Annotated in this window: 21 protein-coding genes; 11 read left to right on the top strand and 10 right to left on the bottom strand. The window is 32.7% G+C overall.

Going from position 1 to position 26479, the window contains the following annotated elements:
- The first annotated feature begins 235 nt into the window (after window positions 1–235).
- The 5 genes from ABJD27_RS00865 to ABJD27_RS00845 all read left to right on the top strand — a co-directional run bounded on the left by ABJD27_RS00865 (window position 236) and on the right by ABJD27_RS00845 (window position 4558).
- A complete protein-coding gene (locus ABJD27_RS00865) occupies window positions 236–658 on the top strand; it encodes a helix-turn-helix transcriptional regulator (RefSeq protein WP_348173385.1) in 423 nt (140 codons plus the stop codon).
- A gap of 61 nt (window positions 659–719) precedes the next feature.
- Window positions 720–1097 (top strand): DNA topoisomerase IV, encoded by a 378-nt coding sequence (locus ABJD27_RS00860; protein ID WP_348173387.1) that lies wholly within the window; start codon window positions 720–722, stop codon window positions 1095–1097.
- A 346-nt stretch (window positions 1098–1443) separates the two neighbouring features.
- Window positions 1444–2742, top strand: coding sequence for a hypothetical protein (locus ABJD27_RS00855; RefSeq protein WP_348173388.1), 1299 nt, complete (start codon window positions 1444–1446; stop codon window positions 2740–2742).
- Between the two features lie 198 nt (window positions 2743–2940).
- Window positions 2941–4269: a dipeptidase gene (locus ABJD27_RS00850; protein ID WP_348173390.1), complete on the top strand. Its 1329-nt coding sequence runs from the start codon at window positions 2941–2943 to the stop codon at window positions 4267–4269.
- A gap of 19 nt (window positions 4270–4288) precedes the next feature.
- Window positions 4289–4558: a hypothetical protein gene (locus ABJD27_RS00845; protein WP_348173392.1), complete on the top strand. Its 270-nt coding sequence runs from the start codon at window positions 4289–4291 to the stop codon at window positions 4556–4558.
- Window positions 4559–4700: 142 nt separating this feature from the next.
- On the opposite strand, the gene ABJD27_RS00840 is transcribed toward ABJD27_RS00845, so the two are convergent.
- Both ABJD27_RS00840 and ABJD27_RS00835 read right to left on the bottom strand, forming a co-directional pair.
- On the bottom strand, window positions 4701–6224 hold the full coding sequence (locus tag ABJD27_RS00840; protein ID WP_348173393.1) for a DEAD/DEAH box helicase: 1524 nt from the start codon (window positions 6222–6224) through the stop codon (window positions 4701–4703).
- A gap of 103 nt (window positions 6225–6327) precedes the next feature.
- Complete coding sequence (locus ABJD27_RS00835) at window positions 6328–6843, bottom strand: DUF6155 family protein (RefSeq protein ID WP_348173395.1); 516 nt, start codon at window positions 6841–6843, stop codon at window positions 6328–6330.
- A 108-nt stretch (window positions 6844–6951) separates the two neighbouring features.
- On the opposite strand from ABJD27_RS00835, the gene ABJD27_RS00830 reads away from it, so the two are divergent.
- Window positions 6952–7350: a hypothetical protein gene (locus ABJD27_RS00830; protein WP_348173397.1), complete on the top strand. Its 399-nt coding sequence runs from the start codon at window positions 6952–6954 to the stop codon at window positions 7348–7350.
- Window positions 7351–7431: 81 nt separating this feature from the next.
- Here ABJD27_RS00830 and ABJD27_RS00825 read toward each other — a convergent pair whose 3' ends face one another.
- Complete coding sequence (locus ABJD27_RS00825; protein WP_348173399.1) at window positions 7432–8148, bottom strand: SDR family oxidoreductase; 717 nt, start codon at window positions 8146–8148, stop codon at window positions 7432–7434.
- Between the two features lie 136 nt (window positions 8149–8284).
- On the opposite strand from ABJD27_RS00825, the gene ABJD27_RS00820 reads away from it, so the two are divergent.
- Complete coding sequence (locus tag ABJD27_RS00820; protein WP_348173401.1) at window positions 8285–8560, top strand: DUF3817 domain-containing protein; 276 nt, start codon at window positions 8285–8287, stop codon at window positions 8558–8560.
- Window positions 8561–8564: 4 nt separating this feature from the next.
- Here the strand turns inward: ABJD27_RS00820 and ABJD27_RS00815 are convergent, their stop codons facing one another.
- Entirely contained in the window at window positions 8565–8930 is a 366-nt protein-coding gene (locus ABJD27_RS00815; RefSeq protein ID WP_348173403.1) for a DUF4870 domain-containing protein, read from the bottom strand.
- Window positions 8931–9013: 83 nt separating this feature from the next.
- Between ABJD27_RS00815 and mnmE the strand changes: the two genes are divergently transcribed.
- A complete protein-coding gene (gene mnmE, locus ABJD27_RS00810; protein ID WP_348173405.1) occupies window positions 9014–10402 on the top strand; it encodes a tRNA uridine-5-carboxymethylaminomethyl(34) synthesis GTPase MnmE in 1389 nt (462 codons plus the stop codon).
- A gap of 25 nt (window positions 10403–10427) precedes the next feature.
- On the opposite strand, the gene ABJD27_RS00805 is transcribed toward mnmE, so the two are convergent.
- Window positions 10428–11471: an adenylate/guanylate cyclase domain-containing protein gene (locus tag ABJD27_RS00805; protein WP_348173407.1), complete on the bottom strand. Its 1044-nt coding sequence runs from the start codon at window positions 11469–11471 to the stop codon at window positions 10428–10430.
- A 550-nt stretch (window positions 11472–12021) separates the two neighbouring features.
- On the opposite strand from ABJD27_RS00805, the gene ABJD27_RS00800 reads away from it, so the two are divergent.
- On the top strand, window positions 12022–16914 hold the full coding sequence (locus ABJD27_RS00800; RefSeq protein ID WP_348173409.1) for a M14 family zinc carboxypeptidase: 4893 nt from the start codon (window positions 12022–12024) through the stop codon (window positions 16912–16914).
- Window positions 16915–16980: 66 nt separating this feature from the next.
- Here the strand turns inward: ABJD27_RS00800 and ABJD27_RS00795 are convergent, their stop codons facing one another.
- Together ABJD27_RS00795 and ABJD27_RS00790 are read right to left on the bottom strand one after the other, a co-directional pair.
- Window positions 16981–18054 carry a hypothetical protein gene (locus ABJD27_RS00795; RefSeq protein ID WP_348173411.1) on the bottom strand — a complete coding sequence of 358 codons (1074 nt, stop codon included), beginning with the start codon at window positions 18052–18054 and terminating at the stop codon, window positions 16981–16983.
- 164 nt (window positions 18055–18218) lie between these two features.
- Window positions 18219–19817 (bottom strand): T9SS type A sorting domain-containing protein, encoded by a 1599-nt coding sequence (locus tag ABJD27_RS00790; protein ID WP_348173413.1) that lies wholly within the window; start codon window positions 19815–19817, stop codon window positions 18219–18221.
- A gap of 245 nt (window positions 19818–20062) precedes the next feature.
- Here ABJD27_RS00790 and ABJD27_RS00785 point away from each other — a divergent pair, with 245 nt between their 5' ends.
- Both ABJD27_RS00785 and ABJD27_RS00780 read left to right on the top strand, forming a co-directional pair.
- Window positions 20063–20245, top strand: coding sequence for a hypothetical protein (locus ABJD27_RS00785; protein ID WP_348173415.1), 183 nt, complete (start codon window positions 20063–20065; stop codon window positions 20243–20245).
- Between the two features lie 204 nt (window positions 20246–20449).
- Window positions 20450–21151, top strand: coding sequence for a CpsB/CapC family capsule biosynthesis tyrosine phosphatase (locus ABJD27_RS00780; protein WP_348173417.1), 702 nt, complete (start codon window positions 20450–20452; stop codon window positions 21149–21151).
- Window positions 21152–21229: 78 nt separating this feature from the next.
- Here ABJD27_RS00780 and ABJD27_RS00775 read toward each other — a convergent pair whose 3' ends face one another.
- The 3 genes from ABJD27_RS00775 to ABJD27_RS00765 all read right to left on the bottom strand — a co-directional run bounded on the left by ABJD27_RS00775 (window position 21230) and on the right by ABJD27_RS00765 (window position 26463).
- On the bottom strand, window positions 21230–23614 hold the full coding sequence (locus ABJD27_RS00775) for a polysaccharide biosynthesis tyrosine autokinase (protein ID WP_348173419.1): 2385 nt from the start codon (window positions 23612–23614) through the stop codon (window positions 21230–21232).
- A gap of 12 nt (window positions 23615–23626) precedes the next feature.
- Complete coding sequence (locus ABJD27_RS00770) at window positions 23627–24406, bottom strand: polysaccharide biosynthesis/export family protein (RefSeq protein WP_348173421.1); 780 nt, start codon at window positions 24404–24406, stop codon at window positions 23627–23629.
- Window positions 24407–24489: 83 nt separating this feature from the next.
- Window positions 24490–26463: a nucleoside-diphosphate sugar epimerase/dehydratase gene (locus ABJD27_RS00765; RefSeq protein WP_348173423.1), complete on the bottom strand. Its 1974-nt coding sequence runs from the start codon at window positions 26461–26463 to the stop codon at window positions 24490–24492.
- Window positions 26464–26479 lie beyond the last annotated feature (16 nt).

Raw genomic sequence — 26479 nt, 5'->3', positions numbered from 1 at the left:
AATTAATGCTTGATCGTTCCAATTGTAAACAAAAGTACAAGGAAAAACCCCATAGTAACATGGAAATTATCCATGTTACTATTTATAAATAAATAAATAATTAATTATCAAGTAATTATGAATTTTATATAAAGTAGTAATTTAAGTAATATATTATATTAAAGATATTATTATTGTGAAAGAAACATCAAAAGTTTACATTTGTAACGTATAATACACAAAGCAATTATTTACAATGGTAAACAGCGCAAAATTTGCACATAGAGTAGATAAAATACTCAAAGAGTATGAATTATCGGCAGCTACATTTGCTGATAAAATTCATGTTGGACGCGCTACAATATCTCATATTTTATCAGGTCGTAATAAGCCAAGTTTAGACTTTGTGATGAAGGTCATTCATGCCTTTCCTCAAGTAGACTTATATTGGTTATTAGAAGGTAAAGGATCTTTCCCAAAAATAGAAATATCTTCTACCTCCTCTCCTACCCAAATTCCTAAATCAAATTTTGAAAAAACAATAACTTCTAAAACTGATCTTAAAAATGATACCTCAAAAGCTATCCAACATATTGTAGATCAAAAAAAGAATAAAGGAACGATTAAAAGAATTATCATTTTCATGGAGGATGGAACCTTTGAAAATTATGAGCTATAAATCACCCTCATGAATATTCCTTATATCTATAAGTAGGTATAGTATTTTGTATTTTTACGCTATGACGCATAAAATAGCTACTTTTTTTATTATTCTATTCTTTCTTATTTCTTGTAAAACCCCAGAAAGAGACTGTGAAAACTTTAAAACTGGTGAGTTTAGCTTTGAGGAGCTTATTGAAGGAACCCTTGTTACTACTCGTTTTACTCGTAATGACACATTAGAAATCGCATACTTTAATGGAAAAATTGACTCATCTAGTGTTAGATGGATTAATGACTGTGAGTTTATCGTTAAAAAAATAAACCCAAAAAGCATGAGTGAAGAAAAAGCTGTTCATATGAAAATATTATACACTGAAGGAGAATTTTATACTTTTGAGTATTCCCTAGTTGGGAAAACCAAAAAACAAAGAGGAACTGCCCAAAAACTAAACTAATATTTTAGAAGCTCTTTATCTAGTGATGCAATGTATTAATCAATATGATATTTGCAAACCTTATTGATAGATAGATTGATTATCTATATTTTACCATTTCATTCTCCCTTCATGTTGAATTTATTAGCTTTCAATTTCGAAAAAAGAAAGCAATTTAATACTACAATATATTCTCTATAATATTAAAAAACGACTATCATAGAATAGTCGTTTTTTAATATTATACATTTTCATTTTATCATAATTAACTGATATTAAGACAATTAATATTTATGGCACGCAACTTGTTATATACAAAACGTGTTCATCAATCAAACACACAGTTACGAATCTTAAAACACGCATTATGAAAAAGCTCACATTATTACTTATCGGTCTACTTACTATAGGATTTACATCTTATGCTACAGAAGAGAATACAACAACACACAACAGAGGAGCTGTATATGATGGTTCTAAATATATATTTATAGAAAACGGAATTGAATTTTCAGTTTTTCCTGATGGAGAATTTGATTTTTATATTCCTGAATATACACAAGGAATAACTGTAGGAGTAAATGCTGGACCAATAGGCATAAGCTTTAATACTGGTTTTGATTATGATCCATATATACAATATGATGATTATGGAGCTGTTATTCAAATAGAAGACACGCCACTTTATTATGATTATAACGGTCGTTTAACTCAAGCCGGTGAAGTAATTATAAACTATAGTAATAGCCGAATTAGAAGAGTTGGAGGTTTATACATTCACTATAACAACTATAATGTTTTCTCTCATTGTACAGGATTTATCAACCTATATAATAGATCATATGTATATAGCCCGTTTCACACTTATTTTTATAGACCAGTATATAACAGATGTTTAGTATATACGACTCCATACAGAAGATATTACACTCCGGTAAGATATAGTTATGTATATCATACAAACAACTATTACAGAGGATATAATAATGGATATGGATACCGCAACTCTAGACGTGATTTTAGACGTCCTACAACGGGTCGTGTAGCACACAATAATGGTCGTCGTGATAATGTAGATCGCAATAATACTCGTTTTAGCAACGTATCTCGTCCAACTGCAACAAACAGTTCTAGAGGGATTGCATCTAGAACAGACCGTACAGCATCAAGAAACGATAACTCAAGAGGAATCGCATCTAGATCAGACCGTACAACATCAAAAGGAAACTCAAGAGGAATCGCATCTAGATCAGATCGTACAACATCAAAAGGAAATTCAAGAGGTGTAGCTTCTAGATCAGATCGTACAACATCAAAAGGAAATTCAAGAGGAGTCGCATCTAGATCAGATCGTACAACATCAAGAAAAGGAAACTCAAGAGGTGTAGCTTCTAGATCAGACCGTACAACGTCAAGAAAAGGAAACTCAAGAGGTGTAGCTTCTAGGTCTTCAAAAAAGTCAAGTAGTGCATCAAGATCTTCTTCTAGTAGAAGTTCACAACGCAGTACAACACAAAACAAAGCAAGAAGTCAACGTTCAAGCGCTCCTAAAGCAGCAAAACGTAGCTCAAGCAGAAGTTCAGGTGCTACTTCTAGAAGTACGAGTAAAAGTCGTTCTAGTTCTTCAAAAGGAAGAGCAACTACAAGTAGATCACGAAGAGGATAAAAAAAATATAGATTTTTGGTTGGTTAGTTTGAGAGTCCCCAAATGCTTATAGCGTTGGGGACTCTCTTTTATGATATCATTTTGTATAGATGTATGGTACGCTTTCGCGAAAGCGTATACAACAACACTCCAATATACATTACGATACTATGTAAGACACATTACGTATCTTTAGATTTCTAAAATTTATACACCATCATGAATAAATCAATCATCCTTATTGCCATCCTTATCCTATCTATAGCTTGTAAAGAAGGAAGTACATCATCACCAGAAACAGAAACAGAAACGCCAACTCCAATGACGGAAGCAGATATTCTTGCCAAAGCAGAAGCCATTCATAAAAATGTAATGACACTAGATACACATTGTGATATTAATGTCAAAAACTTTACTGACTCCATAAACTATACTCAAAAGTTAACTTCACAGGTAAACCTTCCTAAAATGAACGAAGGAGGTCTAGATGTACCTTGGTTTATTGTGTATACAGGTCAGGATTCCTTAAATACAGCAGGATATAAAGCAGCTTATGAGAATGCGATGACTAAATTTGAAGCCATTCATAAACTTTGTGAAGAGATTGCGCCAGATCAAATCGTACTAGCAACTACTTCTGAAGAAGCTAGACGTATCTGGAAATCTGGTAAAAAAGTAGCCATGATCGGTATTGAAAATGGATATCCAATAGGAGAAGATATTACCAATGTTGAAAAATTCTATAACCTCGGAGGACGTTATATGTCATTAGCTCATAATGGGCATAGTCAGTTAAGTGATAGTAATACTGGAGAAAAAGACAATGTATGGCTACATAACGGATTGAGTGATTTAGGAAAAGAAGTCGTTGCCGAAATGAATCGTGTAGGTATGATGATTGATGTATCGCATCCTAGTAAAGAAGCGATGCGACAAATGATTGCACTTACAAAAGCTCCAATTATAGCTTCGCACTCATCTGCTCGCGCCTTATGTGATCATAGTCGTAACCTAGACGATGAGCAATTACAATGGATGAAAGAAAATGGTGGAGTTGTACAAACTGTAGCATTTACAAGTTATTTAAATACTGAGAAATTTGAAAAACGTGCAGCTCATGAAGTAGAGATCGCTAAAAAAATAGCCGATTCTATGGGAGTTACTTGGCTTGATGGTAGAGATGCTGTGATGGCACTAGATAACGAAGCACGTGAGAAGTATTTTGATTTCTTAGGAACAATGGCAGCCATACGTCGTGAAAAAGTAAAAACAATGAAAGACCTACCACCTGCTGTAGGTGTAGGTGATTTTGTTGATCATATCGATTATCTCATAGAAAAAATGGGAATAGATCATGTTGGAATCTCTTCAGATTTTGATGGTGGTGGTGGTATCGAAGGTTGGAGTGATGCTTCTGAAACAATGAATGTTACTATAGAACTTGTACGTCGTGGTTATACAGAAGATGAAATAGAAAAATTATGGAGTGGCAACCTTTTAAGAGTACTGGATGAAGTACAAGCAGTGGCCGCAAAGTTAAAAGCATAATCGCCATACATTTCAAACATTGACTGAAGAAGAAAAAAACAAAGAAAAACGTAAGACGATTCCGCTAACCAAAGAGGAATATCTTACGTTTTTCTTTTTTCCATATACCAAAACTACACTTAAGAGTTTTACTGAAAACTTCAACAAATTAGAAGATGAACGTTTTGAAAAACATAACTTCAATACAAAGTCAAAACAAACACAACAAGCAAGAAGACTTGGTTTATTATTTTATGCAATACTCATTTTTATAGCCATGACGCTTTTAAATTACTATAAAATCATATAGTAATACCATTTACCTATTGAACTTACTATAATAAAACGCTAACAACCACATTCCAAAAAAATATGGGTTATTCAGTACTGTGACATACTAAATAACCCATAATATTAAAGTTTCTTTTATTTATAAATTCTTAAGAACGATACTACATATCTCTTTCTGTACAGATTTGATTAATACGTAAACGAAGTTTACGTTCATAATCTTCTTGCAACCAGTCTCTATAATTTTGTGTATTATTCATAATACTGTATGAGTACTGTCGTACGCGATAAGCAATATCTTCTTTCAGCTTTCTAGCAAGGATACGTGCATCAAATACATCTTCACTATTATCTACAACCATAAGCGCATGCTGTTCTACAGCATTATCTAGCGCTACCTTTGCCTTACTTCCCATAGCAACAACACGTTTGTATTCCTTTTTAATATCAAAGTATACTTTATCCGTATTTGCAAATTCTTTACGTAAATCTGGTGGCATTATATATGCAAAATTGCGCTCTATCTCTTCGTCCCCTATTAAGTTTTCTAAATAGAAGTCTGGAAATTGGAAAATCTCTTTCCAGTCTATAGGTGCTTCCCATAATCCAAAACGTGCTGCATTATTTCCTAAATCTAAGACTTTAAAATCTTTCTTATGAGGTAAAATACGAGAACCACGACCTATCATTTGAAAATACAATGTAAGTGACTTTGTCGCACGATTCAAAATAATAGTATCTACTGTAGGTTCATCAAAACCAGTGGTAAGAATACTTACCGAAGTAAGGATAGCATCTGGCGTATGTTTAAACCATTCTAAAATCTCTTTACGTTCTTTTGCACTATTTGTATTATCGAGATGACGTATGGTATATCCAGCTTCTATAAATGTTTCTTGTACATAACGAGATGTATTAATCCCGTTATTAAAAATCAATGTCTTCTTTCCTTTAGATTGATCTTCATATGCAGCAAGTAGTTTCTCCTGCATAGAAGTGTCTGTATATAGGATATCTGAAGACTTTACGGTATAATCACCGTTAATTCCTAGCTTTAGGGAAGATAACCCTACATTATAGCTTATTGTCTTTGCTTTGGCTAGAAATCCTTTCTCGATAAGAGCAGGAATACTCTCTCCAATTAAAAGTTCATCATAGTTATCCTTCATAGGTAACTTGATATTAGAACTTAAAGGTGTTGCTGTAACGCCTAGAATAAAAGATTTATTAAAGTAGCTAAATAACTTTCTAAATGAGTTGTAGTGAGCCTCATCTATGATAACGAGTCCTACATCTTCAAACGTTATTTGCTCTTCCTGTAACCTATTAGTAAGTGTTTCTACCATGGCTACATAACACATATAGTCTTCTGCTCCGTCTAGCGTTTTTACATCACTAGAAATCACCATATTTGGGACTTTAAATCCTGTAAGCATACGTGATGTTTGTACAGAGAGTTCTATACGGTGTGTTAGAATAACAACTTTCTTATTATTTTGTTCTATATATCTACGGACTATTTCAGAAAAAATAACGGTTTTTCCTCCTCCTGTTGGGAGTTGGTATAATAGATTATAATCTTCTTTAGATTTATCAATGCATTCAAAAACTGCATCAAGATCTTTTAATTGATAATCATATAATTCTTTTTCTGGGGCTTTATTTTTTTCTAAGATTTGGCTCAAAAATGAAAGTTTTTCTACGATTTAAATGGAATCTTGCAAAATTAAGTGATTTTTACGCTTTCGCGAAAGCATAATTCATAAATCTCACAAAGGCTATCAACAATTAATCAACAAAGTCGTTTGCGACTTCTTCAAAGTCATCGGTAATAAGCCAATCTTGATCCGTAGTTTGATCAACAATAGCTTCGATTCTTGAGCTATACTCCTCTTTAAGTTGATGATACGTGAGATATTGTAGCGTTTCCTTAAAAGAATTGAGCATACTTTTATAAAAAGCATCCGGCATACTAGCACTGGTAGCACTATATGTTTGTGCAATTTCTATATTAAATAACATCAGATCTCCTAGCAATTTTGGATCTACTCCTAGGGTTTTAAAATGCTTGATATATTTTTGTGCTATAGATCTTCGTTTACGCGCTCTTTTTCTTTTTGTAGGGAAATATTCGTTACTTATTTTGATTTTTGCTCCCTCTATGAGTGCTTCTTCCTTAGGGTTAAAAACAAAATCATAAAAAGTCTTCACTTGTGGGATGCGCTCATACAAATCCATAATCTGCTCTCTCAAAGCATTTTCGTCTAATTCTTCTATGTATTTCTTAAGGGCACGCTTACTCATAAAATAATCTTGTGTTCTAAACGAATTTATAACAAATTTTACTGGCAGAAAGAGATTCAAAAACTTAAATTTGCAATCCAAGAACGATAAAACTACATAACCACAGATATGAACACACTTCAAAACTCTAAAGCTGTAAAATTGATTAACAAACTCATAGATGATGTTTATCAAAATGGAATTATTATAAATACTGTGGTAGATGATCTTACGACATTACGTCCATATACTATAGATGAACAACTTCCATTATTAGCAAAAGCTACTCGCCTAGCTGCCGAACACATTAGTGAGCATGAAACTTTTTCTATTCCTATTCCACAGGATGATCCTATAGTAGAAGGAGAAGAAGGCGAAGATGAAGAAGCTCCAAAACCAGCTGTAGAAGCTGTAGAGGTTGATCCTAAGGAAAGTTTACACTACTTCTTCTGTCTTATACGTGATATTGATAAAAAAGTAAATGAGGACGAATTAAGAGAATATGTTGCAGCACTTAATGCATTTTAAGAAGCTTCTCTAAAATTATATAAAAAGCCGAAGATGTCTACATCTTCGGCTTTTCTGTTTATACTACGTATTTATATAAAGTTACGAGCTTGCTGTTTTACTTGGTCTTACCTCTATCTTACTTGGTAATGTTCTGGGATGCATCTGTAATAAGTCTAATACAATCTGTCCGATATCTTCTGGTTGAATACGCCAGTCTTTTCCGTCTTCTGGTGATCTCCCTCCAAAATGACTACTCACCGATCCAGGCATAATCGTAGTTACCTTCACATCATCATTACGCACATCTAACATTAAGGCTTGTGTAAACCCTGTTAATCCAAACTTACTTGCATTATATGCCGTTCCGTTTGCAAAAAAATTGGTTCCTGCAAGACTAGAAATGGTCATAATGTATCCTTTAGCTTTTTTGATAGCTTCAAGACTTGCTTTTACAGAATGAAATACTCCAGTAAGATTAACACCTATGGTTTCTTTCCATTGATCAACTGTCAAATCGCTAATTTTTGCAAAATGCCCTACCCCTGCATTTGCTATAAGTACATCTATTTGTCCGTAGGTTTTCAAAACCTCAACAACAACTTCTTGCATCGCAGTATAATCACGTACATCGGCTACAAGTGGTAATACTTTGCCTCCATTAGGGGTAAGCTCGTATGCCGCTTTAAAAGTTTGATCCTTATCACGTCCTGTAATCACGATCCGCATTCCTACATTTAATAATACTTCTGCAATGCCATACCCTATTCCTTTTGTTCCTCCTGTGATTAATGCTACTTTTCCTTTGAGTTGATTCATTATATTCAATTTTGAGTAAAGTTACGATTGCTTTCGCGAAAGCGTAAAAAGAATTTTATAAAATTACCTCTTAGATCACACCAAATAGATTGCTTAAGAACGATCTCGATAGTATCTTTGTAGAAAATAAAATCCTATGCTCAAATCATTCCGTATTTTAAGCTTACTAGAAGGTATTTCGTTCCTTGTTATCCTATTTGTAACCATGCCTCTTAAATATATTTGGGACAATGGTGACCCTAATAAAGTTATAGGAATGGCACACGGATTTCTTTTTCTTGCCTATGTTGTATTTGCAATACTTATGAAGCCAGAACGAAAATGGGACAACAAAACATTAGCCATTGTATTGCTATGTTCTATCATCCCATTTGGAACTTTCTGGATGGATAAAAAGTATCTAAGAGATTAGATTCCTATTTAAAGAAAGGAATACTAATGTAATAATTAGGTTTTTCTCCATTGCTTGCTTTTACAGCATTTACGATTGGTAATACAAATGCAAGTATGCAAAGTACAATAAGTCCTATGATTCCTAATCCTACCAAGAAGATAGCAGGAATACAAAGTATTACATATATAAATAAGCTTATTTGAAAATTAAGGATAGACTTTCCGTGTTCGTCCATACCATGTACTCTATCTTTATTTACGATCCATAAAATAAGCGGTACTATAAATCCACCAAAACCTGTTACATAATCTAATAGTTGAGATAAATGTGTCAGGACGATTAACTGTTTGTCTTCCCTTACTGCGGTTTCTTGATGTACGATTTCCATTTTTTGATTGTTTTATGATTGATTTACACTATATATGTAGTGTTTTTCTATAAAATGTTACACGATTACGTAATTTTGCATTCATGAATACACAAGACACTATTGTTGCATTAGCGAGTCCTGCAGGAGCAGGAGCCATTGCTGTTATACGCGTTTCTGGTCAAGATGCTATTGCTATATGTACACCTTTGTTTAAATCTATACACGGTAAAGTATTATCAAAACAGAAAACACATACTATCCATTTAGGACATATTATAGATGGAGAGCGTGTACTGGATGAAGTTTTAGTGTCTTTATTTAAAGGAACAAACTCTTATACAGGCGAACCAACTATTGAGATTTCGTGTCACGGGTCTAGTTATATTCAGCAAGAAATTATACAACTATTACTTAGAGAAGGATGTCGCGCTGCACAAGCTGGAGAGTTTACACTACGCTCTTTTATAAATGGAAAGATGGATCTCTCACAAGCAGAAGCTGTAGCAGATCTTATCGCAAGTGATACAGAAGCGAGTCATCAGATAGCGATGCAGCAAATGCGCGGTGGGTTTTCTAATGAGATTGCACAACTACGTCAAGAATTACTCAACTTTGCCTCTCTTATCGAACTAGAACTCGACTTTTCTGAAGAAGATGTTGAGTTTGCAGATCGTACCCAGTTTAGAGAACTCGTTGCTAGAATCACCAAAGTATTGAAGCGTCTTATTGATTCTTTTGCGACGGGTAATGTGATTAAGAATGGTATTCCTGTTGCAATTGTGGGGGAACCTAATGTAGGGAAATCTACCCTACTCAATGCGTTATTAAATGAAGAAAGAGCCATTGTTTCTGATATTGCGGGTACGACACGAGATACGATAGAAGATGAACTTAGCATAGGTGGGATTGGTTTTCGCTTTATAGATACTGCCGGAATACGAGAGACCAAAGATGTCATAGAAGGTCTTGGAATTCAAAAAACCTTTGAAAAAATAGGACAGGCCCAAGTGGTTGTGATGTTATTTAGCGCCAAAGAGTTTATTGCTTCTAGTTCACAATTTACTGTAGAGATAGAAAAGATTAAAAATCAATTTCCATTAAAGCCACTGGTTATTGTTGCCAATAAAGTAGATCAAGTTCAGGAATCTGATGTCAAAAATCTCCAATCAAAAATCCCAGATCTTCATATCCTATCTGCAAAAAAAGGAATTGGTGTTGATGCGCTTAAAGCGAAATTATTAGACTTCGTAAACACCGGAGCTTTACGTAATGATGAAACCATCGTTACCAACTCTAGACATTATGATGCTTTACTCAAAGCCTTAGAAGAAATTGAAAAAGTGCAATACGGTCTTGACACAGATCTTTCTGGAGATCTTATGGCTATTGATATTCGTCAAGCACTCTACCACTTTGGAGAGATCACAGGACAAGTAACCAATGATGAGTTACTGGGAAATATCTTTGCCAATTTCTGTATTGGGAAGTAATGAACTGTAATTTTTATATAAATACTTATTGAGAAACAGCATAAATTTGCACATCGGTATTCTTACCTCGTAATGTTATATTACCTAATAGATTGCAATGAAAATTTGTGATATCAAGCTTAGTCTTTAGGCTTTCAGAAATTAGTATTTCTTGATTATAAGCATTGCATTGTCCTTGTATTCTTGCTGCTGTATTAATAGTATCCCCATGATAAGCTATCTCTTTTTTATACTTCCCTACTTCTGTTGCTGTTACTACGCCATCATTTAATCCTGCTTTAAAAAATGGAATACAATTATAGGTTTCTTTATAGTATGCTTGTCTTTTCAACAATTGATTTTTAAACCTAAAAAAGGCATTGATACAATTCTGATTTCTTAATCCATCTTTCAATTGCCAGGTTAAAATTACTTCATCACCTACGTATTGATAGATCTCTGCTTCGTCTTCTATCACTACTCCTAAATCATTAAAGCAATCTTGTATAAAAGTACTGTATTTGATATGACCTAATACTTCTGCATGTTGGGTAGAAGATTGTAAGTCTAGAAACATAAAAATTCTATTCTCTTCATGAGGAGTATAAAATTTTCCTTGAAGCATTTTCCATAGATTATTTCCTCCAAACATTAGATTAATTTGTGATAAAGCAGCCATAAATACATCTACACAAAAAACATAAAAGTAGATAGGGAAACTTCCCTTGTCTAGAATAAAGCCTCTAAGGCTGATCTCAACTCCTAAAAGTGGAGGAAATACAATATATGCAACCAATACAAGTGTTATTAAAAAGGCAATCGAAATAACAAGTCTAATAAAAAATAATTTTCTAGCAGAAGTACGCCTATAAAACTTCTCATCAGTTAATATTTGAGCATATCCAGAAATACTACCAAAAATAGGTCCCATAAAAAAAGCAAAAAGTACTCCTTGCATAAGACTAATATCAATAACACCTTGTTCAATTGTTCCAACACCTCTAACAATAGTTAAAAATATAAAAGCTAATGTCCATCCAATGCAATAGGTAGCTATAATCCTCCATCTACGCCTATTTTTAAAACTCATTCTCATATATAGGTTATTCTCTAGTGTACTTGCACATCAAATGTATATAAATAATAACAGGAATAAATAGAACAAAGTCTTTACATATAGGCTTGGCATCCATTATTCAGTTGTATTTTAAGTATTCTTCACAAACTTAATCTATATATGGTGGTAAAAAGTGGCAAATACTATTTATGATTGATATAGTTGATCTCATCTTATAAAAATATTTTACATTTAAATAATATACATTTTTCGCAATAATAATATTTATACATTATTGACATCCAAATACTTACCATTTAAATACAAAAAAAATTGATGTCTATTTTTCACTGAGAGCTTTGTACATCTATAATTTTAGTTTCATGGCGTTAAAATCAATATCTAAAATTCCTTTTTAAGTAGATATTATGTTGGTTTTAAATTCATTGCGAATTTCGTAATTAAAGTAAAAAAATAAAAAAAAATAAAAATCAGGTATTTATAACGGGTTGATAATCAATTATTTTACTTAATTTTAGAATACAGTATCCCTATCATAATTTATTAACTAAAACTCAATACCATGATTAGTAGACTACTATTCGGGGTGCTAATATTCTGCGCCCTAAACTCAACAGCTCAGACATCTGATGCGCAAACAAACAAAAGAGTAAAAATTCCAAACATTACCACACCACAAATGACTGCTCTCAGTAATGCAGGCATTGATTTACATTGTGGTGTTCATCATGATAGTTCAGGTATAACATTAGAACTAACTCCCTATGAACAAGACATTGTGCAATCATTAGGAGTGACTACACAAGTTCTCATTGAGGATCTATCCACTTTTTATGCAGATAGAGCTACTGCAGACATTGTTAGTGCAAAAGCAACACTCTCTGCAATGAAATCTCGACTTCCAGAAAATCAACTAGAACGTTCTAGTGTTACTTCTGAAAGTATCACAAATGTGGGTCAATATATAGGTGAAGCTGAAAAAGATTGGGCAGTACCTCAAAATTTTAATTTAGGAAGTTATGCAGGATCATTCACTCTAGATGAAGCACTGGCAGAACTAGATGCCATGCGCGCTCAATATCCAAATCTTATCACAGCAAGAGCATCTGCTGCTACAGAAACTACCATTGAAGGCCGCACTATATATTTTGTAAAAATTTCTGACAATCCAGACGTAGATGAAGATGAACCTGAAACATTATATAACTCACTAATACATGCGAGAGAGATTGCTACATTGATGAATCAGATCTATTATATGTGGTATTTACTAGAAAACTATGCCACTGATCCTGGTATTAAAAATCTAGTAGACAACCATGAACTTTACTTTATCCCAATACTAAATCCTGATGGATACCAATTTAATATAGACAACAACCCTAATGGAGGAGGCTTACAGCGTAAAAACCGTAGAGTTATTACTAATTGTGGTGGAGATAATAATGGCGTAGATTTAAATCGTAACAGTGGTTACTTCTGGAATAATGGAGGTGCTTCCTCTAATCCTTGTGCGCAAGACTATAGAGGTACTGGTGCTTTTTCTGAACCAGAGTCGCGTATTGTACGTGATTTTGTACTATCTCGTGATTTTAAAGTAGCATTGGATCATCATTCGTTTAGTAACATCTTATATCACTCGTACTCTAGCATTGATGCTTCGACAGGTAGAGAAGATGAATTCTCACAATATGGTCATGACATGAGTTATTATAATAGATATGGATATGGTGCTGTAACAGAAACTGGGCCTCCTGTTGCCAGCGGAAGTCATATTGATTGGTTATTAGGTGGTTCTACTCCAGACGGAACGGGATCTACTGGATCGGGGAAAAACATCATCGGGTTCAGTCCTGAAAATGGAAGTAGTGCCGAAGGTGGTTTTTATCCAACTCCATCTAACATTCTTCCTATTTCTCAACGTGCGATGCGTATCAATCTACTAGCAGCTTATTACAGTGGTAAATATGCAAAATACAAAGACCTAACCCCTTCTAATCTTTCTAATACGACCGGGCAATTACACATAGGAATTGAATATTTAGGACAAACCCTCTCTCCTATCACAGTTACTGTTACGCCGGTATCTTCTAATCTTTCAAGTGTAGATAATGCGCAAACCGTGAATCTAGCTACTTTAGAACAGACTACATTAGACTTTTCATATACACTAGATCCAAACATTCAAGCTAATGATTCTGTACAATACGAAGTAACGGTAGCAAATGATGACTATATATTATATCAAGCAGTTATCAATAAACAATATAGCCCAACTGTATTCTTTTCTGATGATCCAGATACAACAGGTTTAAGCAACTGGACAAATAGTGGATGGGAAGTTACGACAAGCGCTTTTTCTGGAACAACAGCTATTACAAATGCAGTTGGCAGTTATGGAAATAACAGTATTGAAACACTAACACTCGCAAATCCAATAGATATTTCTACCGCGCAGCAAGCTGTTATTCAGTATTATGCAAGATGGGATATTGAACGTGATTTTGATTATACCCAAATAGAAGGTTCTATAGATGGAGGTGCTACTTGGACACCATTTATAGGCAAATATACAAAGCCAGGAAGCACATCAGATACAAATCCGTATAGTCAGAAATCAAGTACTGATGAAGCACATCAACCAGATGGAGAACCTTTATACGACGGAGATATGCAAGATAAATGGTCTCTAGAAGAAATTGTCATAGATGCATCAAACAACAGTGCTTTTCAAGGAGCATCCAATCTATTAGTACGCTTTCTATTTGATTCTGATTCTTCAAATCTAACAAGTGGGTATACCACTACGTTTAATGGTTTTACATTTGATGATTTTACGGTGACTTCTACTATTCCCGAACCACCAGCTTCTCAAACAATTACATTTCCTGCAATTGCAGATCAACTTACGACAGCAGCTCCTATTACATTAAACGCAACAGCAAGTTCTGGGCTTACTGTGAGTTATACAGTGATATCTGGACCAGCAACAGTTTCTGGTTCATTACTAACACTAGATGGCACTATAGGTACAGTCACTGTAGAGGCCACTCAAGATGGTAACACCTCTTTTGAAGCTGCAACGCCAGTATCAGTTACATTTATCGTTAATGAGCCTGCTTGTACATCAGAAATACCACAGAATCTTTTGGTAAGTGCTATTACAGATGATGGTGCTACGATACAATGGGATGCAACCAATGGGAATGGATATGAAGTACGCTTTCGCGAAAGCGGAAACACCAATTTTCAAACTCTCACAACAACAACAACATCTCAAACGAATCTTACTTCTTTAAACTCTGATACAGTTTATGAAGTCGAAGTAAGAAGTACTTGTAATGATAGTTCTATTTCACCATCAAGCACACTGATCTCATTTACAACACTATCACCGCCTGTTACGTATTGTAGCGCTTCAAGTAATAATGCCACTGAGGAATTTATAAGTAGGTTTGAATTAAACACTATTAATAATAGTTCTGGAGGTCAAAATTATAGTGATTTTACAGACATTTCTACAAGCATTGAAACCAATCTAACCTATAATTTTACTATTGAACCTACCTGGACAGGGAACGTCTTCTCTGAAGCGTATGCGATATGGGTTGATTACAACCAAGATGGCATTTTTAATGACACTACAGAACGAGTATTTACACAAGCCTCTACTAATAGTACTTCTATTACTGGAAGCATATTAGTTCCTGACAATACACCTGAAGGACCTACCCGTTTACGAGTAATTATGCGTTATAACACCATTCCTAATAGTTGTGGTACTTATGACTTTGGAGAAGTAGAAGATTATACAGTAGTTATTGTAGAAGGTCTTCCAGATACAGAGCCACCTACAGCACCTACCAATCTTACAATTACAGATATTACGCAAATTACCGCTATGCTATCATGGGATGCATCTACAGATAATATAGGTGTTACAGATTATACCGTTTTTCAAGATGGTGTGTCCATTGCAACAATAACAGGAACAGCTTATACTGCCATAGGGTTAACCCCAAATACCATCTATAATTTTACTGTAGTAGCAAATGATCTAGCTGGTAATGCATCAAATCAAAGTAATACAGTCCAGATACAAACTCAGGAACCAACCAATGGATGTATAGACGGTATTTCTGCATTGCCATACGCATTAGGTTTTGAGAATGGTCTTGATAATTGGACTCAAAATACAGATGATGATATAGACTGGATACTAGATGCAAATGGAACTCCATCTGGCGGAACTGGTCCTTCAAGCGCCATTGAAGGTTTAAATTATATCTATACTGAAGCTACTGGCAATGGGGCAGGATTCCCTGACAAACAAGCAATTATCACATCACCTTGTATTGATTTAACGGGAAGTCTTGAAGCCTATATCAGTTTTCAATACCATATGTATGGTACTAGTAACAATCTAGGTACTTTAGATCTAGAAGTAAGCCTCAACGATGGAGCAAGTTGGACTTCTATCTGGAGTCAAACTGGGAATCAAGGAAATCAATGGAATACAAAGGTTATAAGTTTAGATGCATTTGCAGGTTTATCTATCGCTTTGAGGTACAACAGAGTTACTGGAAGTGATTTTAGAGGTGATGTCGCTCTGGATGATATTCAGATCATTCAAGGCGCTATACCACCTGTAGATTCTTGTACTGCGACAGAGAATAACTATCCATATCAAGTTAGCTTTGAAATAGATTTTGATGAGTGGACTCAGAGCAATACAGACGACCTTAATTGGACAAGAGACGCTAGTGGTACGCCATCTGTTGGTACAGGGCCTAGCAGTGCTAGTGATGGCGTAGATTACATATATGTAGAAGCATCTGGTAGTGGAACGGGATTTCCTGACAAACAAGCCATATTAAATTCTCCTTGTTTTGACTTAACAGGTCTGAGTGATGCTACTTTCAATTTTGATTACCACATGTTTGGAAGTAATGATTTTGGAAGTATCGCATTAGAAGCAAGTATTGACAATGGTAGTTCTTGGCAGGAATTATGGTCTCTTACAGGTAGTCAAGGTGATTTATGGATTACGCAAGTTATTGATCTGAAGGAATATATTGGTAATACTGTGCAATTACGTTTTAATAGAATTACTGGTGGTACTTGGCAAGCTGATCTTGCTCTAGACATTTTCGAACTTGGCGGAACTCCATTTACAAATGCACCAATAACAACTAACAAATCGCAGTTAGGAATTATAGATAGTTCTATAGCAATTTCATTATACCCTAATCCTGTAGATAATGGATCACTTATTCACATTCAGTCTAGCATGGATGTTAGTTTTGAAGTATATACATTACAAGGAAAACGCGTATATACAGGGTCGAGTTCTGAAGGTTTTATACCAACGCAACAACTCAAATCTGGAGTGTATTTTGTTCATTTTAAAAACGAGAATAAAACGGTTACGACAAAGCGCTTTATTGTCAAATAAACACTACATGTTATGTAAAAAAAGAGGCTACCATGCTGGTAGCCTCTTTTTTCTATAAAGTTATGACTAATAATAGGTGATATTAATCATTGTCGATTTATCTAATATCTTTTCACCTTCATTGACAATATATGATCGTATTTCTATCGGATTATCCTGAGCATCGTATATATATACATACTCTAAGTCACGAGGTATTATTACATCTCTTTGAGGAGCATAATCTTTTCTAGATCCTTTTACGACCATATCATTCTCACTATATGAGATAGTATATCGCTCTTCATTATTATTAGAATCACTCACTTGATACGCTATAATTCTATTGGCATTGTCATAAGAAACCATTCCTCCTCTATTTAAAATCTCTCCATCAACAAAGTAGTTTTCTGAAAACTTCCATTTTTTTGGATCTTTTGAAAGATCTATCAAATCAGAGATATACCGTTTATAGACTACGTTAAATTTTTGTAATCTATTATTATGATCGTATTCGTAATTTGTGACGTACGTATTAATCGTTTCATAAAAAACATCGTATGTTTTTTTATGTACCAAGAGTTCTTTATCATATACAGCTTCTTGGTACGATTTTAATTCAAATTCAGAATAATACAGGGTAATCTCATCGTTTTCTTCCTCCCATTCTTCCAGTACATCTCGCTTATATTCTTTGATAGTCAAAAGTTTATCTTTTTTATAGATATATGAAGTACTATCTTCAAAACCATACTTTGTAAGTAACCTTCCTTTGCTAAAAACGTAGGTATAGTCTTCACTTTTAAAAATGGTATCATTTTTAAAATGTAATGGTCTTTCATTAAAACTACTAGGTTCTCTTTCTGAATACTCATCGCTTGATTCAAAACGTGTTACTTGCCTTTGTGTATTTAATATAAAAGTGTCTGTGTATGTTTCTGTAGTTTTATTATCTGGAGATGTATGTAATGTAAAAATAGTCTCCACTTCTTTTATATTACCCAGAAGATATGTTGGATTTGTTATTTTTTTGTCATCTAGAAGTTGGTAGAGTACTCCTTCTAACATTGGAATTTCTGGTTCTAGGATTGTATGATTTTGACTATATAAAATGGTGTTGATTGGTAAAAGTAATATCAATAGGAATAGTGATAGTTTCATGTATGTATGGTGGTTAGTTCACATATAACGATGGTATGATATATAATAAACGTAAAACTTGTATACAAAGTACTGTATACACAAAAGTATACTCTTATTCTACAAAAAAGGACACTCCTACATATTGTAGGAATGTCCTTTTTATAGTTGATAACTAGGATTTGTTATTGAATAATAACTTTTCTAGTCACAGTTTTATCTTCTCCAGTAATAAATTGTAAAAAGTAAATGCCAGACGTGGTTGTATATTCTCTTAAGTCTATTTGTATCGTATTACTTAGAGATGTATTTAGCTCCATAGTGCCCAACAGTTTTCCAGTAACATCATATATGTGACCTTTCATATCAGGGTTTTGCAAACCTTTTACAGATACATTTACAACTCCATTATTAGGGTTAGGAAATATGGATAGTGAACTATCTGTTTGAGTGATACCATCTACAGAAAGAGATGGATCTCTTTGCATGAATACAGTATACCCTTCACACGTACCAAGGATTATATCCATAAAACCATCATTATTAAGATCAATAAAGTCATGATCATAGTTAGGTATATTCCAAGGGTTATTAAAATCTGGATATGGATGCTCAATAATCCCACTATAAGAATCTCTATTTTCAAAAAGAACAAAGGTTCTAGCGCCTCCTTGTCCTCCTTGAGAGGTATCACATGGTGGTTCATCAGTATCTACACTTGCCAATGCTACATCTAAATCCCCATCACCATCTAAATCTTTCATTTTTACATTACCTCCCCAAGCTTGGGTTATAGTTGCTGTAATCAAGTCATTCTGTACGGTAAGGCTTTGATCTTGTACTGCACCAGTAATATGGTTTATATAATCCTGTGTATCATCTACTCCATAAGAATCTAAGAATCCATCATCATCTAGATCTCCCATAGTAAACATATAAGGTGTGGGACCTGGAAATCTGTAAAAGTTAGTAAATGTTCCATTCCCATTATTAAAAAGAACATACGTTCCTACATCATTAAATGGAGGTATAGGAAACGAGCCTAAATTTTTTACTAGATCCAAATCACCATCATTATCTACATCATGCATTTCGGCGCCAGTACCAAAACTAGATTCTCTTAAATTTCCCATACGGCTTTCGGTTTCTTCTGTAAAATTACCGTTACCATCGTTTATCAATAATACATCTCTTGTTACTTCTTGTTGTCCATAATTGACCATATAAAAATCTAAATCATCATCGCCGTCTATATCTCCAAAATCACCTGCACAAAATTGAATAATCCCAGTCAATGTTGGTAATCTTGAGCTAGATTGGTTTTCAAATCCTAACCAATCACCGCCACTATCAGCTCCTAAATTAATATATAATCTAGGTTGATCTCCAAAAGTACTAACGATAAATAAATCTATCCAATCATCGTCATTTACATCAAAAGGTATTACATCTCTAGCATCGGTATTAGATAAGAGTCCTGGAGCATATACATCAGTTTCGTCTACTAAAACTCCATTTCTATTCATTAATAAAAGATCTGTTTTTGCTCCTACAAAAGAAAAAGGAGATTTTCTTACGACAATTAAATCTTCAAAACCATCATTATCAAAATCGGCAACGGCAAAATCTTTTTCTTGATCATCTAGCAGATTTGAATTATCATTATCTGAGATGTTTGTTATTTGTATGCGTTGATCTGTTTGATCTTCAAAATCGATCCATTGAGCAAGAGCATTGGAGGATATCAAAAACCCCACAATGATAAAAAAGTAATTTCTTTTCATTTTATTTTTTTTTTACTGATTACTAATAGTATGTTAATCTACTTATATAACAGCTTAATAATCAATTCTCCTACCTGATTTTTAATAATAATTTAAAATAAATGCCAAAAGATTAAAGATGTATCAAAGCATAAAATTGTATTCATTGCTTTTTAGATAAGCAATTTCTGGAGCTAATTATAAACAGGGGATAAATTTCATATCATTTTAAATTTTCATATACTTGAAATCAAATAATTATCTAGATGATACGATTTCTAATTATAGCTGTAATAATAGGCGCTTTATTATACGTTTTTAAAGGCTTCTTTTTTAATTCTGATTATAAAAAATGTGGTAAATGTGAAGGAAAGGGGTACTGGATTGCATTACGTGGAGAAAAAAATAAATGTGATGCTTGCCAAGGTTCAGGAAAAATTTTAAGATAATTGATTGTATTACATGATCCGTATTTATAACATTACTAATACTTTATAAGTTGTATGGTACGCTTTCGCGAAAGCGTATAATTAATCATTCCAATACTTAATAAGCATTCTATTTTATGCTGAAAATAATATGTTTTTAAAATATTGACTCCTATAAATTTGGTTTATTTTTGTGCCATGCTACATTTTTTTAAAAAGAAATCTTTGTTTATTGATATCTGGAGAGGAACTCCAGAAATGCATTGTCACATATTACCTGGGATAGATGATGGCTCAAAAGATATTAGTACAAGTCTCACATTGATAGATAAGTATATTTCTTTAGGTTGTAGTCGTATCATAGCGACTCCTCATACAATGCACGGTATTTATGACAATACCCCAACGACCATTGAGAGTTCTTATAATAGCATCAAAAATCAAATTCCAACTGATGTAAAGGTTAGTTTTTCTTCTGAATATATGATAGATGATAATTTTGATAAGTTACTTGAGGCAAAAGAGATTTTACCTTTACACAAAACGTATGTGCTTATAGAAATGTCTTATTTCCAACCTCCTGAAAACATAAAAGAGCAGATTTTTAAAATTGGAACATTGGGATATATTCCAGTATTAGCACATCCAGAACGATATGCATATTACAATAATAAATTAGATGTTTTTCAAGATTTTAAGTCTAGAGGATGTCTTTTACAATTAAATGCGCTTTCGCTTTCTGAGCATTATGGGGAATCTTGTCAAAAAGCTGCTTTAAAGTTATTAAAAGACGGGATGTATGATTTTATAGGTATTGATACTCATCGTATTGATCACCTTATAAAGATAGAGCGTATGAAAATAGAAAATACGTATATAGAGTCGCTTAAAAAAGTATGCGAAAATACAAGTACTGTATTTGGATAATTTATTAAATGTGTATATTTAAAAAGTCCTGTGTTTGTAGTAAACACAGGACTTTTTATTTTTTATAGAAAATAAGGATTATGATTTATTAAATCTCAAGGATCTCTTTAAACGACTAAAAACACTTGGTTGTTCTTGTCCATAGCCATAGCCATAACCGTATTTACCACCATAACCAAAGTTTGTAATCTTAATACCATTAATAGCAAATGCTATATTCTTAAGTTTTCCGTCCTCATACAATTCCTTAGGGTATTGTAAGAGTTTCTTATCAGTATACTCTGCACGACATACATATACTGTTGTATCTGCTAGTTGACTTATAAGCAATGTATCTGTTACTAATAAAGTTGGTGCAGTATCTACAATTACATAATCGTATTGACCTCTTACATTGTCTATAAGCTTCTCAAAACGATCACTCATTAATAACTCAGCTGGATTAGGTGGTATTCTTCCAGATAATATAACATCAAAATTTTGATCATCAAAAACTACATTATTAGTTATTGATTTGGTTTCTACAGAAGAATCAAATAAATATTCAGAAAGTCCAATTGTCCATTCATTTTTATCTATATACCTATGAATTTGCGGGTTACGTATATCTGCTCCTATAAGAAGTACTGATTTTCCAGTACTAGTTAATGTAATAGCTAGATTGTAGGCTACAAACGTTTTACCTTCTCCTTTAATAGTAGAAGTAACAAAAATCACGTTTCCATTTTGATTCCTTTTTATAAAATAACCAAGATTTGTTCTTAGAATTCTAAATGCTTCTGCAAGTACAGATCTATCGTTATTTTTAATAACTTCACTTTCCTTACTGTCTATAATTGGTATTTCACCTAATATAGGTAACGAAGGAATTTCTTTCTCAAGATCAACACGGTTGTGAATTTTTGTATCAAATATTTTTTTAGTAAAAATAATACCTAAAGGGAGTGATAATGCTAAAACAAGAGCTGCAAGGTAAATAACTTTAGGCTTAGGTGATATTGGTAAATTTGAAGTATAAGCACTATCTACGATCTTTGCTTTAGGAGTTGTAACTGCAAGTGAAATTGCAGTTTCTTCTCTTTTTTGTAATAAATATAGATACAAAGATTCTTTAATAGTTTGTTGTCTTTCTATATCTCTAGCAGATTTTGCGATACTAGGTATATTAGAAATTTTCCCTCCTATTTTATTTCGTTGTCTTAGTAAATCTCTATTTTCAATTTCTAGAGATTTAACTAACCTATTGATACTTTCTTTTGTATTAGTCTTTAAATTATTAATTTGATTAGTAATTTCTATAACAACTGGATTTTCTTCTGTTGAACTTTCAAGAAGTTGTTTTCTATTAATTACAAGTTCATTAAAATCTCTTATTGAATTTTCTATACTTTGATTTTCAATACCTAAATTAGAAGGAAGTAAGCCAAATTCATTTGTACTATCAAGGTAATCTGATACAGAAGTTACTAATTCTATTTGAGTTGCAACAGCAATTTGTTTTTGATTTAATTGATTTGCATTTTCTAAAAATAATTGCCCTTCTGCTTGAATATCGGTAAGGTTATTTTTCTCTTTAAAAACTACTTTATCTGTTTCTACAGAGTCTAATTCTTCTGTTATAATAGCAAGACGGTTATCTATAAAATCTGCTGTGTTTTTAGATACTAAATTTCTATCAAATATAGCATCCTCATTATATTCATTTATAATTTCATTAAGTGTTGCTTCAGCTTTACTCTCTTGAGCAGAAGTTACTGATAGTTTTAAAATACTACTATTTTTACTTACTTGATCTACTCGTAATGCTCCTCTTAATCTTATAACTGCATTGTCAATACTAGATATTGATACTATATGGAAATTTCCATCAATGATTGTCTCTTCATTAAAATTAGTTGATACTGGTAACAATGTTAAATTATTACCATTAATTTGAAAACGTTCTCCAAACTTTTTAGTATAGAGTTCTCCTTCTTCTCCTAACTTAATTTCAAAATCAGTTAATGATTTTATCTTAACATAAAACTTTTGGAATTTAGTGATTTCTTTTTCATCTAAAACCTTAAAAAAAAATGGTTTATCATCATATAACTCGGAAGTTTTAATATTCCCTTCTTTAAAATAACGAATATTTAATTTTAAATTTTCAGCAACTTTTTTAAGTAACTTTTTAGATTTTAAAATTTCAATTTCATTTTCGAATTGCGATTTATTAAGAGCTCCACCAGTAAGTCCTAAATCTTCAAAAATTGCTATTTCTGATAAAGATGAATTTTTATCATCTTTAATTAAAATAGTAGCCTCTGTCATGTAATTATACGTACTATAACGTAAATTCAACCACGCTAATGACATACATACAATAAAAGATAATAAAAACCAAGGCCAATACCGAAGGTACTGTTGTATTTGATCTTTTATACTAATATCTTCTTGACCTGTAAGGTTATTGTTTTCTTTCATAAAAACGTAACTTTAATTTCGAGTAAGTACACTAATTACAGATATAATAATACCTGCTATAGAGATAAACACACTAGTATTTCTATTAAAACTTGAACTTTGTATCTGTGCTTTATTTGGAGAAACAATTACTACATCATTTTGTTGTAAATAATAGAAAGGAGAACTTATTACAGAAGATGAAGTAAAATCTAATTCTCCATATGTCTTTATTCCGTTTATTTCTCGTATTATTTTTACATTTTTACGATCTCCAAAAATTGTCATATCACCCGCAAGCCCTAATGCTTCTAGAACAGTAACACGTTCGTCTTCTATATTAAATGTCCCTGGACGTCCAACTTCTCCTAAAACAGAAATTTTAAAATTTAAAATTCTTATGTTAACTATAGGGTTCTTTACATACTTATTCAATAAATCTTTTAAATGATCTGTTGCTTCTGTTCTTGTAAGTCCTGCAAGTTTTATAGATCCTATTAAAGGAAATTCTATGGTTCCATCTACACTTACTAAATACGTTTGTAGTTGTTGAGCTGTTTGAACAGTCCCATTTGTAGATGGCCTAGGTACTACAGGTTGATTAAAAGGTGCTACCGTTTCTGGATTAAGAGCAGATACATTAATAGTTAATAAATCATTTCCCTTAATACTAATATTATAATTAGTATTAGCTGGATTATCTACAATTTGTTCAATATCCTGTAAGTAAAGTACTTTTTTCTTAGATACACAAGAAGTAGTCAGGGATACGATTGCTAGCAAAAAAATGCTAAATTTTATAATTGATTTCAAAGTATATTTTTCTAAAATATGAATGTGCAAAAGTAATCTTTAAAAGGTATATCAAGCAACCTTTTTTAAAACCATCTTTACAACTATTTTTGTTTCTCAACTTGGATATCTAAAATCTCAAATTCAGAATTATTGCTTTTAAACTCTGGAATTAAATGTTTTAATTTTGCGACAGTTTTATTGTTCATATTTTCTTTTGCAGCTAGTACTATTGACTTTATAGACTCATTTACTAGATGGTATTCTTTGGTTTCATCTTCACTAATCATAATTTTATCATGATGAGTAGGTAGTGTTTTGCTTTTATCACTCAATAATTCTTCATAAAGCTTTTCTCCTGGTCGTAATCCTGTAATCTTAATATGAATATCTTCATTTGGAATATAACCCGCAAGTTTTATCATCTTTTCTGCAAGATCCATGATTTTAACAGGTTCTCCCATATCAAAAATAAAGATCTCTCCTCCTTTTCCCATGGCACCTGCTTCAAGTACAAGTTGACAAGCTTCAGGGATAGTCATAAAATAACGGATAATATCTGGATGTGTAATTGTCACTGGGCCTCCAGTTTCTATTTGTTTTTTAAATAAAGGCACTACAGATCCATTTGAACCTAATACATTACCAAAACGAGTTGTAATAAACTTAGTGATTTTTCTATTATCAGTGACTAATTCCCTTTGTTCAAAATACAAAGATTGCACATACATTTCTGCAGCACGCTTAGATGCTCCCATAACATTACTTGGGTTTACTGCTTTATCTGTACTTACCATTACAAAATGTCCAACACTAAATTCTGTTGCTAGATCTGCCATCAATTTAGTCCCTAAAACATTTGTTTGTATTGCCTCAGATGGATTGTCTTCCATCAATGGCACATGCTTATAAGCCGCAGCATGATAAATAACATCAATTTTATAGGTTTCAAAAAGAACTCTAAGACGTTTTTTATTAACAACATCACATATAACATAAGATACTATAAGGTCTGGAAATTTATCTTTAAGTTCTATATGTAATGCATGTAATGGAGATTCTGCTTGATCAAGAATTATAAGTCTTTTTGGATTAAAAGTTGCTACTTGTCTAACAATTTCGCTTCCTATAGAACCAGCACCACCAGTAACCAAAATATTTTTATTACTAATTTGTGCTGTTTTATTCTTAGCATTAAGTACTATAGGCTCCCTGTTTAATAAATCTTCTATTTGTAAAGATTTTAATTGATCGGTCACTGTTGTATTCTCAGACCAATTAATAACAAGCGGCGAGTTATATACTTTTATATCATTTTCTAGACAATCTTTTACTAACGCATAACGTTCTTCTGCGTTTAATGTGTTACCAGAAAATATAATTGCCTGTGCATCTAATTTACGAACCAAACTACTGATAGAAGTATTCATTTCTAACACTGGCTTTCCTAAAATACGTAAGCTTTTGTTCTGTCTACTTGATGCAAATCCTTGAATTTTAAATCGTTGAGGATGTTCTATATCTAATGCTGCAGCTATAGATATTGCACCGTCATCTACTCCAACAATAACTGCTTTGATAAGTTTTTCTTCTCTTTGTGCTACTTTAAAATATTCATAAAGTTGTTTTACAGCAAGTCTAAATATGAATAAAGCAGAAAATGAAATAAATAAAAATACGATCAAGCCTGTAGATATAAATATCTTTTCACCAGTTATTGCTAAACTAATTAGGTTTATAATTAGTAACGTTACAAATGTAGAAACAGATGCAAAAAATAATTTTAAAGCATCCATATAGGATGAGTGTCTAATAAGACCTGCATATGTTTTAAATAATAAAAGGAAAATAAAATCAATACCTACAACAAGGCCTATCTGCTGAGAAACTCGTAATGTCTTAAGAGGTACTATATTAAGATCTCTAAGAAGGTAATATGTCAAAAACAAACTAGATACAACAAGAAACGTATCAATAAATAAAACAGCCCATCTTGGTAAATACCTAATATTTCTTATATCCAATTTATTTTCTTCCGAAAATAAATTTTCAATAGCAGCTTGTAATTTATTCTTCATAAAATTGATTAGTGTA

It is taken from the genome of Dokdonia sp. (genome assembly GCF_039945015.1).
GTDB lineage: Bacteria > Bacteroidota > Bacteroidia > Flavobacteriales > Flavobacteriaceae > Dokdonia.
The sequence above is the reverse complement of the archived record's forward strand: the minus strand, read 5'-3'. Positions and strand labels throughout refer to the sequence as shown.

Bases quoted from the DNA above. Each gene is read 5' to 3' on its own strand.
- ABJD27_RS00865 (WP_348173385.1), top strand. From the start codon at position 236: ATGGTAAACAGCGCAAAATTTGCACATAGAGTAGATAAAATACTCAAA.
- ABJD27_RS00860 (WP_348173387.1), top strand. From the start codon at position 720: ATGACGCATAAAATAGCTACTTTTTTTATTATTCTATTCTTTCTTATT.
- ABJD27_RS00855 (WP_348173388.1), top strand. From the start codon at position 1,444: ATGAAAAAGCTCACATTATTACTTATCGGTCTACTTACTATAGGATTT.
- ABJD27_RS00850 (WP_348173390.1), top strand. From the start codon at position 2,941: ATGAATAAATCAATCATCCTTATTGCCATCCTTATCCTATCTATAGCT.
- ABJD27_RS00835 (WP_348173395.1), bottom strand. From the start codon at position 6,843: ATGAGTAAGCGTGCCCTTAAGAAATACATAGAAGAATTAGACGAAAAT.
- ABJD27_RS00830 (WP_348173397.1), top strand. From the start codon at position 6,952: ATGAACACACTTCAAAACTCTAAAGCTGTAAAATTGATTAACAAACTC.
- ABJD27_RS00825 (WP_348173399.1), bottom strand. From the start codon at position 8,148: ATGAATCAACTCAAAGGAAAAGTAGCATTAATCACAGGAGGAACAAAA.
- ABJD27_RS00820 (WP_348173401.1), top strand. From the start codon at position 8,285: ATGCTCAAATCATTCCGTATTTTAAGCTTACTAGAAGGTATTTCGTTC.
- ABJD27_RS00815 (WP_348173403.1), bottom strand. From the start codon at position 8,930: ATGGAAATCGTACATCAAGAAACCGCAGTAAGGGAAGACAAACAGTTA.
- mnmE (WP_348173405.1), top strand. From the start codon at position 9,014: ATGAATACACAAGACACTATTGTTGCATTAGCGAGTCCTGCAGGAGCA.
- ABJD27_RS00805 (WP_348173407.1), bottom strand. From the start codon at position 11,471: ATGAGTTTTAAAAATAGGCGTAGATGGAGGATTATAGCTACCTATTGC.
- ABJD27_RS00800 (WP_348173409.1), top strand. From the start codon at position 12,022: ATGATTAGTAGACTACTATTCGGGGTGCTAATATTCTGCGCCCTAAAC.
- ABJD27_RS00795 (WP_348173411.1), bottom strand. From the start codon at position 18,054: ATGAAACTATCACTATTCCTATTGATATTACTTTTACCAATCAACACC.
- ABJD27_RS00790 (WP_348173413.1), bottom strand. From the start codon at position 19,817: ATGAAAAGAAATTACTTTTTTATCATTGTGGGGTTTTTGATATCCTCC.
- ABJD27_RS00785 (WP_348173415.1), top strand. From the start codon at position 20,063: ATGATACGATTTCTAATTATAGCTGTAATAATAGGCGCTTTATTATAC.
- ABJD27_RS00775 (WP_348173419.1), bottom strand. From the start codon at position 23,614: ATGAAAGAAAACAATAACCTTACAGGTCAAGAAGATATTAGTATAAAA.
- ABJD27_RS00765 (WP_348173423.1), bottom strand. From the start codon at position 26,463: ATGAAGAATAAATTACAAGCTGCTATTGAAAATTTATTTTCGGAAGAA.